5 protein-coding genes, 1 rRNA gene and 1 pseudogene are annotated in these 9,485 nt (G+C 75.2%); 2 read left to right on the top strand and 5 right to left on the bottom strand.

What is annotated here, in order from left to right:
* From ACIQI7_RS09560 to ACIQI7_RS09550, 3 genes and pseudogenes are all read right to left on the bottom strand, one after another.
* Positions 1-93: ribosomal RNA gene (locus tag ACIQI7_RS09560) — 16S ribosomal RNA — on the bottom strand; the annotation flags it as partial.
* Positions 94-678: 585 nt separating this feature from the next.
* A pseudogene (locus ACIQI7_RS09555) lies at positions 679-1,971 on the bottom strand (SpoIIE family protein phosphatase); the annotation flags it as partial.
* 205 nt (positions 1,972-2,176) lie between these two features.
* Entirely contained in the window at positions 2,177-3,550 is a 1,374-nt protein-coding gene (locus ACIQI7_RS09550; RefSeq protein WP_401106914.1) for an NAD(P)/FAD-dependent oxidoreductase, read from the bottom strand.
* Between the two features lie 554 nt (positions 3,551-4,104).
* Here ACIQI7_RS09550 and ACIQI7_RS09545 point away from each other — a divergent pair.
* The gene (locus ACIQI7_RS09545; RefSeq protein WP_401106866.1) at positions 4,105-4,992 is read left to right on the top strand and encodes a TetR/AcrR family transcriptional regulator; all 888 of its coding nucleotides are present in this window, start codon (positions 4,105-4,107) and stop codon (positions 4,990-4,992) included.
* Positions 4,993-5,330: 338 nt separating this feature from the next.
* Positions 5,331-7,583 (top strand): sigma-70 family RNA polymerase sigma factor, encoded by a 2,253-nt coding sequence (locus ACIQI7_RS09540; RefSeq protein WP_401106863.1) that lies wholly within the window; start codon positions 5,331-5,333, stop codon positions 7,581-7,583.
* 104 nt (positions 7,584-7,687) lie between these two features.
* Here ACIQI7_RS09540 and ACIQI7_RS09535 read toward each other — a convergent pair whose 3' ends face one another.
* Positions 7,688-8,392 carry a DsbA family oxidoreductase gene (locus ACIQI7_RS09535; protein ID WP_401106860.1) on the bottom strand — a complete coding sequence of 235 codons (705 nt, stop codon included), beginning with the start codon at positions 8,390-8,392 and terminating at the stop codon, positions 7,688-7,690.
* Between the two features lie 139 nt (positions 8,393-8,531).
* Positions 8,532-9,053: a universal stress protein gene (locus ACIQI7_RS09530; protein ID WP_401106858.1), complete on the bottom strand. Its 522-nt coding sequence runs from the start codon at positions 9,051-9,053 to the stop codon at positions 8,532-8,534.
* Positions 9,054-9,485 lie beyond the last annotated feature (432 nt).

The raw sequence follows: 9,485 nt of genomic DNA, 5'->3' as shown, positions 1-9,485 counted from the left end.
ACTGATCCACCCCGAAGGGCTTCACCGTTCGACTTGCATGTGTTAAGCACGCCGCCAGCGTTCGTCCTGAGCCAGGATCAAACTCTCCGTGAATGTTTACCCGTAATCGGGTCGACACCCGCGTTGAGCGGCACGGCAACCACCGGAATAGGGCGGCCCCGCGCACTGCGTCCTCGCTAGTGTTTGTTTCAAAAGGAATCTCCAACCCCAGGAATCCTGAGGCCGGGGATGTCAACATATCTGGCGTTGACTTTTGGCACGCTGTTGAGTTCTCAAGGAACGGACGCTTCCTTCGAGCCGCCTTCCAGCAGGCCCTCCGGGCTTCGTTCTTTCGTGTTTCCAGCTTATCAGATGTTTTCCGCTCCGTTTCCGGGGCTTCCTTCATCCAACTCGCCGGTGCCTTCCGGGGTTTGACGCCCCGTCCGACGTTTCAAACTCTAGCCGATCCCCGCTCCGAAAAGCGAATCCAGCCGCAATCCGATAAAATGCGCACGCCAAATACGCACCAGGCCGCGACGTGAATACGACAGAGCGACCCGGCTCGAACCAGGAAGTGGTGTTTCAAGGGATTGGCTGCCCCGGGACCGTCCGCGCTGATGCGTGTCCGGTGCTCCCTGCCAGGCAGCTCGAAGAACACTAGACCTCTGGGGTGCCCGAGTCAAGCGGCGCAAGCGGATTTTCCGCGTCCTCCTCCGCCGGCAGCTGGAAGGCCAGGACGGCGACGTCGTCGTCGTGCTCGGAGGTCACGCCCATCGCCCGCAGCAGCCGGGCGCAGATCACCTCGGGGGCGCCGATCGCACCGGTCAGGGTGCGGGCCAGAAGGTCGAGCCCCTGGTCGATGTCCTCGTCGCGGCGCTCCACCAGTCCGTCGGTATAGAGGACGCCGGTCGTGCCGGGGAGCAGCCGCAGGGTGTGGGACACGTGCAGGCCGCCGCCGGTGCCGAGCGGCGGTCCGTTCTGTTCCTCGCTGCGCAGGATGGTGCCGTCCGGGCAGCGCAGCAGGACGGGGAGGTGTCCGGCGGAGGCGTAGGAGAGGGTGCGGCGCCGCGGGTCCCAGACGGCGTAGGTGCAGGTGGCGATCTGGTTGGCGTCGATCTCCATGGCGAGGCCGTCGAGCAGGCGCATCACCTCGTGCGGCGGCAGGTCGAGGCGGGCGTAGGCGCGGACGGCGGTGCGCAGCTGGCCCATGACGGCTGCGGCGCGCAGGCCGCGGCCCATGACGTCGCCGATGACGAGGGCCGTGCGCCCGCCGTCGATGGCGATGACGTCGTACCAGTCGCCGCCGACCGCGGCCTCGGCGCCGCCCGGCTGGTAGGTGGCGGCGACCCGCAGGCCGGCCGGCTGGTCGAGCTTCTGCGGGAGCAGGCTGCGCTGGAGGGTGACGGCGGCCTCGCGCTGGCGGCGTTCGGCTTCGCGCAGGCGGGCGGCGGCGAGGACCTGGTCGGTGACCTCGGCGGCGAAGATCAGCACGCCGGCGGGCGGCCCCTCGGCGGGGGCGTCGCCGTTCTCCCCGGCGCCGAGAGGGACGCAGGAGACGTTGTAGTAGCGGTTGCCGGTGAGGCCGAGGATGCAGCGGGCCTTGACGCTGCGCGGGCGGCCGCCGCGGATGACCTGGTCCATCAGGGGCAGGACGCCCATGGTGGCGAGCTCGGGGAGCGCCTCCGCCGCCGGCAGGCCGGTGTGGCGTTCGCCGAAGAGCTCGCGGTAGGCGCGGTTGGCGTAGCCGAGCTGGTGGAGCGGCCCGTAGGTGACGGCGACCGGGGCGGGGATGCGGTTGAGGACCTCGCGCAGGTTCTGGGGTTTGTGCGGGTCGGCGAGTTCGGCGGTGGTGGCGGGGCTGGTCGGGTCGCGGGGGCTGGGCACGACGACGCCGTCGGGGCAGGGCGCACCGTCCTCGGTGCCGGTCCCGTCGGGCGGGAGGGCACGCCAGGGGACTCCGGTGAGCCGGGCGCTCCAGCGCATGAGGTTCAAACGACGGCCGCTTCCTCGTTTTCCAGGCATATCATCACTTTTTGTGTGCGCAACGGCACACGGGGTAATGACCAGACGGGCTGATCCTGTCAGGCGGAGGCCCGGTTCCGGAAGTCGCGCGCCCGGCGTGGCCGTCCGATCCGTCGCCCGTTTCGCCCACCGGTCCGTCGTCCGGTCGGCCGTCGGCCCGGGTCGGAGGGCGCGGTCACCGGGGAGCGTCCGGTCCGGCGTCGGACGGCCGTCCGGACCTCGGGTCGAACTCCTTCTCGAAGGCCGAACGCGGATGCTCCATCGCGCCCAGCGAGACCGCTTCGCGGGAGAACACCCCGCCGAGCATCCAGTCCACCAGCACCCGCACCCGACGCTCGGCGCTCGGCAGCCGCCGCAGGTGCCGCGCCCGGTGCAGCCACCAGGCGCGGCGGCCGGTGAGCCTGCGGCCGCGCCGGGTGTGCGCGACGGCCCGGCGCGGGCCGAGCGAGGTCGAGCAGGCGGCGGGGCCGGGCCGGTAGTCGGCCAGGCCCGGGGCGTGCGGCCCGCCGTCCAGGGCCACCACGACGTTGCGGGCGAGCAGTTCGGCCTGGGCGAAGGCGTGCTGGGCGTTGGGCGCGCAGGGGGCGCCGTCCGCGTTCGGGTCCGGTACGGCGGCGCAGTCGCCGGCCGCCCAGACGCCGGGCAGGGCGCGCCCGTCCGGTCCGACGGCCTGCAGGGTGGCCAGACATCGCACCCGGCCGAGGGTGTCCAGCGGCAGGTCGGTCTCGCGCAGCAGCGGGGAGGGCCGGACGCCCGCCGTCCAGACCAGGGTGCGGGCGCCGAAGCGGCTGCCGTCGGAGAGCGCCACGACCCGGTCGACGGCGGACTCCAGGGTGGTGCCCAGCCGGATGTCGACGCCGCGCTCGCGCAGTTCGCCGAGGGTGTGGGCGGCGAGTTCGGGCGACTCCTCGGCGAGGATCCGACCGGTCGCCTCGACCAGGACCCAGTGCAGGTCCTCGGCGCGGACGTTGTGGTAGCCGCGCACGGCGGTGCGGGCCATGTCCTCCAGTTCGGCGAGCGCGCCGACGCCCGCGTAGCCGGCGCCGACGAAGACGAAGGTGAGCGCGGACTGGCGCAGGGCCGGGTCGCGGGTGGCGGAGGCGAGGTCGAGCTGCTCCAGGACGTGGTTGCGCAGGCCCACCGCCTCGCCGACGGTGGAGAAGCCGAGACCGTGCTCGGCGAGGCCTGGCACGGGTGCCGTGCGGGAGACCGAGCCGGGGGCCACCACGAGGACGTCGTAGGGAAGTTCGACCGGGGCGGGGGGTTCGCCGGGGGCGGCGGCGTCGGCGAGGGCGAGCCGGGCGGCGTGTTCGATCCGGATGATCCGGGCGGTGAGCACCCGGCAGTCCGGCAGGACCCGGCGCAGCGGGACGACCACGTGTCTCGGGTCGATCGAGCCGGCCGCCACCTCGGCCAGCAGCGGGTGGTAGGTGAAGTAGGCCTGGGGCTCGACGACGGTGATCTCCACCTCGCCGCGCCGCAGCCGGTCCCGCAGGGCGCGCTGGAGGTGGAGGGCGGCGGCCGTTCCGGCGCAGCCGCCGCCGGCGATCAGGATCCTGATGGTGCACCTCCTGCCGAAGCGACGTGTCCTCCCGGCCGCCCCGCGGCCGGGGGTGTGCCCCCGTTCACGCCCCCTATGAAGGACCGGCGGGGGTGGTCTTGTCCACAGTCCGTACGGGGCTGGTTGCACCTCGGGTGACCCACGGGGCCAGTTGTGCCTACTGGGCGACTTTCTGACGCACTTTCGGCCTCGGAGAGTGGTGAACTATGGTCGGATTGTGTACCGGGGCGGCCGTCGCCATGACAATCGACGACGACGCACCGTGGAGCGGCCACTACGGCCAGTTCCAGCGTTGGCGTGAGAACCCGACTGGGGGACAGTCATCCGGGGAAGGGTAGTTCCCGGACAGGGCCCCGGACGGTGCCGACGCGCCGAGCCGGACGTGGACCCGGCACGGCGGCACGAACCGTGGTCACCGGAACCGGACGGGCGGCACGAGCAATGGGTCATCGGGTCATTTCTGACGGGCTGAGCTGCACCGGGGGGTGCAGGGGCGGGCGACGACAGGGTCCGGATTCGGACGCCTGCGGGGGAGAGTTGGGATGATGGATCAGGAGCAGGTGTTGGGGCGGGCGGGTGCACCGCAGGCCGGAACGGGCATGGTCCCCGAGCAGCGCGGCCCGGTGGACCTGCCACCGCAGGGCGGGCTGCCACAGGCCGGAACGGTTCACGCCGCGGTCCCGTACCGGGTCGAGCCCGCACCGGCCGCGCCGGTGCCCGGGGCCCGGCTGCGGGTGGACGCGCGGCGGAACCTGGAGAGCGTGCTGCGGGCGGCCCGCGAGGTGTTCGGCGAGTTCGGCTACGGCGCGCCGATGGAGGAGGTCGCGCGCCGGGCCGGGGTCGGGGTCGGCACCGTCTACCGGCGCTTCCCGAGCAAGGAGGTGCTGGTCCAGCGGATCGCGGCCGAGGAGGTGGCGTGGCTGACCGCGCAGGCGCGGGAGTCGCTGTACGGCGGTGACGGCGCCTGGGAGTCGCTGGCCGGCTACCTGGCCCGCGCGGTGAGCAGCGGCGCCGGGCGGCTGCTGCCGCCGGAGGCGTTCCGGTACGCGGAGGAGCTGGGCCGGGTGCCCGAGCAGCGCGCGCCGGAACCGCCCGCGGCGGTCCGCTTCGACCTGCGCGGCGAGGAGGCCCGCTCGGGCGGGGCGGTCGAGCCGTCGGCGGCTGACGCCGATCCGCGGCTGCTGCTGCAGCTGCTGGCCGCGCTGGTGGCGCGGGCCGGTGCGGCGGGCGAGCTGCGTCCGGGCGTCACGGTGTCGGACGTGGTGCTGGTGCTGACCGCCTCGGTGCCGGTGCACGCGGCCCGTCCGTCGGTCTCCGTGCCGGCGGCCGGCGGTTTCTCGCCGGTTTCTCCGCAGTCGGACGGCCAGCCGGTCGCCGGGCCCTCGGACCGGCTGCTGCAGATCCTGCTGGACGGCCTGCGGGCGGGCTGACGTCCGTCGGGCGTCCGGTCCGCCGCGCCCGGCGGACACGGGAGTTGGAGGGATGACCGGCGCGCGGCCCGAGTGCGCGCGCCGGGTGTGGAAGTCGCACACCCCACCGCCGCACGCTGGGCGAACACCTTCGCGGCGGCCCCTCGGAGGGGTGGAAGGCGGCCGGTACGGCTACCGCCGTTCCCTGCGCTATGCCATCCTTTGCCCGTGGTTGGAGCCAATGTCCCGATGCGCGCCGTTCGCGCGCCATCGGCGCCGTACGCCGGGGAACCGTGCGCCCACGCACTCCCGCGCGCCCTGCCACACTGCGGGGGCTGTCGTGGAATCTGGGGTCCGTTGTGAGCGCCGAGGAACAGAACGACTACGGGTACGGCCTCGACTTCGGGGGCCTCTCCGGCGATGCCGCCGAGGGGTCCGCCGCGGGCCCCCGCAGTCTCGGCGGCACCGGCGGGACGGCCCAAGTGCCGGGCGCCGCAGCGGGTTCGACCGCCGGGCAGGTCCCCGACCAGGCCGGGATGCCCAGCCGCGAGACGCTCTCCGCCTCCGCCGCCGCGCTGCCCCCGGGCCGGGTGCCCGGGCAGGCCCCGGCGGGCCGGGGCGGTGTCGCCCCCGAGGCGTTCGTCGGCGAGCCCTTCCCCGGTGACGGCCGGACCGCCCGGTCGACCGTGCCCGCCCCCGCCGACCCGGTGGACGGCGAGCGTCCCGCCTCCGACGCCGAGTTGACCGCCCGGGTGCGGGCCGGCGACGACGCCGCGTACGAGGAGATCTACCGCCGGCACGCCGACTCGGTGCGCCGCTACGCGCGCACCTGCTGCCGGGACAGCTTCACCGCCGAGGACCTCGCTGGCGAGGTCTTCGCCCGCACCCTGCAGGCGCTGCGGGCCGGCAAGGGCCCCGAGTTCGCCGTCCGCGCCTACCTGCTGACCGCCGTGCGCAACGTCGCCGCCGCCTGGCACCGCAGCGAGCGGCGCGAGCAACTGGTGGACGACTTCGCGGTGTTCGCGCAGACCTCGGCCGCCGTGGTCGACTTCGACCTCGCCGACCCGGGCGCCGACGCCTGGGCGATGGCGATGGCCGACCAGCGGATGGTCATGCAGGCCTACGCCGAACTCCCCGAGGACGACCGGGTGGTGCTCTGGCACACCGAGGTCGAGCGGGAGTCCCCGAAGACCGTCGCGGTGATGCTCGGCAAGACCGCCAACGCCACCGCCGTCCAGGCCCACCGGGCCCGCGACCGGCTCGCCGCCGGGTTCCTCCAGGCGCACGTCTCGGGCAGCCAGGACAGCTCGTGCGAGGCGTACGCCAACCGGCTCGGGGCGTACGCGCGCGGCTCACTGCGCAAGCGGGCCTCGGCGGAGGTCGGCCGGCACCTCCAGGAGTGCGACCGCTGCACGGCCGCCTGCCTGGAGCTGACCGAGATCAACACCGGGCTGCGCGCCCTGCTGCCCGGCGGGGTGCTGGTCTGGATCGGCGTCGGCGGGTTCGGCGCGGCCGCGGCCGCCGTGGGCGGAGCCGCCGCCGTCGGCGGTGCGGCAGCGGCCGGGACGGCCGCCGCGACCGCCGGGTCCTCGGGAGCCGCGGCCGGTGCGGCCGGTGCGGCAACCGCCGGCTCGACCGGTGCGGGCTCCGGCGGGGCCGCCGCCGCGGCGGCCGGCGAGGGCCTGGGCACCGCTGCCAAGGCCGGGATCGCCGCCGCCATCGCGGTGGCCGCGGCCGCCGTCGCCGCGTACGCGCTCACCGGCTCGCCCGAGCCGAAGCCCCCGGTGGCCGCTCCCCCGGCCTCCGGTGCCCCGGCCGCCGCCTCCCCGGCCCGGCCGGTGGCCCCGCCCGCCGCGGCACCGGCCCCGGCCCCGGCGCCACCCGGCGCCGCCGCTGCGGCCCCCGAGGCACCCGCGACGAGCCCCGGGGCCAAGCCGGCCCCCAGGCCCACGCCGACTCCCCCGCCCGCCACCACCCGGGCGCCGGAGCCCGTCGCGCCCGCGCCCAGCAGCCCGAAGGTGCCGAGGCCGACCGTCGTTCCCCCGGTCGTGACCGTGCCGACCCTGCCGCCGGTGCCCACGCCCGACGTGCCGGTCGTCCCGACGCCCACCCTGCCGCCGGTGCCGACCCCGACCGTCACCACGCCCGCGCCGCCCGTGCTCAGCGACTACTGGGGCAACTCGCTGCCCGTGCTCAAGCCCGGCAACAACCGGGTGCCGCCGTCCGAGCCGAGCATCCGGCAGAAGGGCAGCGACAAGTTCTGGCAGCGCGACGGCGGCTGGATCGGCGGCGGCTACCACCCGCACGCGATCACCGTGCACGCCCCGGCGACCACCGTGATCGACCTCAACCGCGGCTGTACGTCCTTCGACGCGGTGGCCGGGGTGGACGACGCCACGCTCTCGCCGGGCGGGGTCGTCTTCTCCGTCCAGGACGGCGACGGCACCACCCTGTGGCGCTCCCGCGCGCTGGCCCTCGGCGACGACCCGGTGCCGGTGCACGTGCCGCTGGCCGGGCAGAAGTCGGTCAAGCTGGTGGTCACGCCGGTGAACGGGATCTGGTCGGCGATGAACGTCGCGGACTGGGCCCAGGCCCGCTTCCGGTGCTCGTGACCGGGGCGCGCCCCGGGCGGTCGTGACGGAGGCCCGCTCCAGGACTCCTGGAGCGGGCCTCGTCCGCGGGGTGCCGCGGGCCCTGCCGGGGGCGCGGCGGACCGTCAGATCGCGCAGGAGCCGTCCGCGCAGGCCTCCCCGGCCGGGGCGACCTGCACCGGGGCGGGGCGGCGCTCGCCGATCTCGGCGGCCACCTGCTCCAGCACCTTGCCGAAGGTCGCGGCGTCCTGGCCGCCCTGGACGGCCCACTTGCCCTCGAAGACGAAGGTCGGCACGGCGCTGATGCCCAGCTCCCGGCCCTCGGCCAGCTGGGCGTTGACCTCGGCGGTGCCCTCGTCGCCCGCCAGGTAGGCGGCCACCCGGTCCCGGTCCAGCCCGGCCGACACGGCGACGTCGGTCAGCGCGGCGCGGTCGCCGACGTCGACGCCGTCGGTGAAGTGCGCCTTCAGCAGGGCCTCCTTCAGCCGCCCCTGGACGGCCGCGCCGTACTCGGCCTCGGCGAGGTGCAGCAGGCGGTGGCCCAGGAAGGTGTTGGCGTGCAGCGCGGCGTCGAAGTCGTACGTGATGCCCTCGGCGAGGCCCAGCTCGGCCACCCGCGCGTCCATCGCCACCGACTGCGGGCCGTAGCGCTCGGCCAGCCAGGCGCGGTGCGGGCTCGCGGTCGCAGGGGCGTCCGGGACCAGCTGGTAGGGGCGGTAGACGACCTCGACCTGCTCCTTGCCCGGGAAGTCCGCCAGGGCCTCCTCGAAGCGGCGCTTGCCGATGTAGCACCAGGGACAAGCGATGTCGCTCCAGATTTCGACCTTCATGCGGGGGCTCCAGGGGCGTGGGTTCAGACGGGTACGAGATAGGTGAACGGTGAACCATCTCGGTACATTCCCGGCACTCCGGCCCCGGCAGCCGGGCCGACACCCCTTGGGCGGCCTCCGGGCGCGGCCTCCGGGCCGGTCAGGCCGCAGGGGGTGCCGGGACCACCAGTACCGGGCAGGCCGCGTGGTGCACCACCGCCGAGCTCACCGAGCCCATCAGCAGCCGGGCGAAGCCGCCGTTGCCCCGGGTGCCGATCACCAGCGTGTGCTGCCGGGTCGCCGCCTCCAGCAGCACCTCGATCACATTGCCCAGCACCACGTGCAGCGACAGCTCCCCCGCGTACGGCGCGGGGCGCTGGCGCTGTACGGCGGCCACCGAGCGGCGCAGCCCGTCCGCCATGCTCTCCACCAGCGTCTCCACGCTCTCCTGCACCAGCTCCGCCATCCCCGGGGGGTACCCGGTCGGCGCCGGGTTGACGACGGCGAGCACGTACAGCGGCAGCCCGAACAGCTCGGCCTCCGTCATCGCCCGGTCCAGCGCCCACAGCGACCCGTCCGACCCGTCGCACGCCGCCAGCACCCCCGGCGTCCGCCCCGCCGGCGGACGCCCGAGCACCGACAGCACGACCGGCACCTCCCGCTCCGCGCTCCCACCGGCCACCGCACACCCTCCTCACCCCGGATCCACACCTCCGCCATCATCACCGCCCCGACGACCCGCACCCGGCAACCGCGCCGCAGAGCGGGGACCGGGGGCGGGGCGGAGCGGCACGGGGAGCGCCTGGACCGGCCGGGGGCGACCGGCCGGGGACCAGCGTGGCCTGGCGACCAGGTGCCAGTGGCCAGCGAGGCGGGGAGCGCCTGGAGGGAGCCGGCCCAGCGGCGGGGCAGCGGCCACAGCTGAGGGGCCGCCCGGCGAAGCGGAGCGGCAGCGAGCAGGACTGGACGGGCGGGCTCGGGGAGCGGCACGCGGAGCGCCCGGAGAGGGGTCGGCCAGGGGCCCGGCACGACAGGGCCCGGTGGCCAGCGGGCGGGCGGGAGCGCCCGGGGGGCCGGCAAGGCGGCGCGCCAGGCGTCGGGAGGTGAGGCGCCG

Source organism: Kitasatospora sp. NPDC092039, from assembly GCF_044756065.1.
Lineage (GTDB): Bacteria > Actinomycetota > Actinomycetes > Streptomycetales > Streptomycetaceae > Kitasatospora.
The sequence above is the reverse complement of the archived record's forward strand: the minus strand, read 5'-3'. Positions and strand labels throughout refer to the sequence as shown.

Coding starts and splice junctions, on each gene's coding strand:
- ACIQI7_RS09545 (WP_401106866.1), top strand. CDS start 4,105: ATGATGGATCAGGAGCAGGTGTTGGGGCGGGCGGGTGCACCGCAGGCC.
- ACIQI7_RS09535 (WP_401106860.1), bottom strand. CDS start 8,392: ATGAAGGTCGAAATCTGGAGCGACATCGCTTGTCCCTGGTGCTACATC.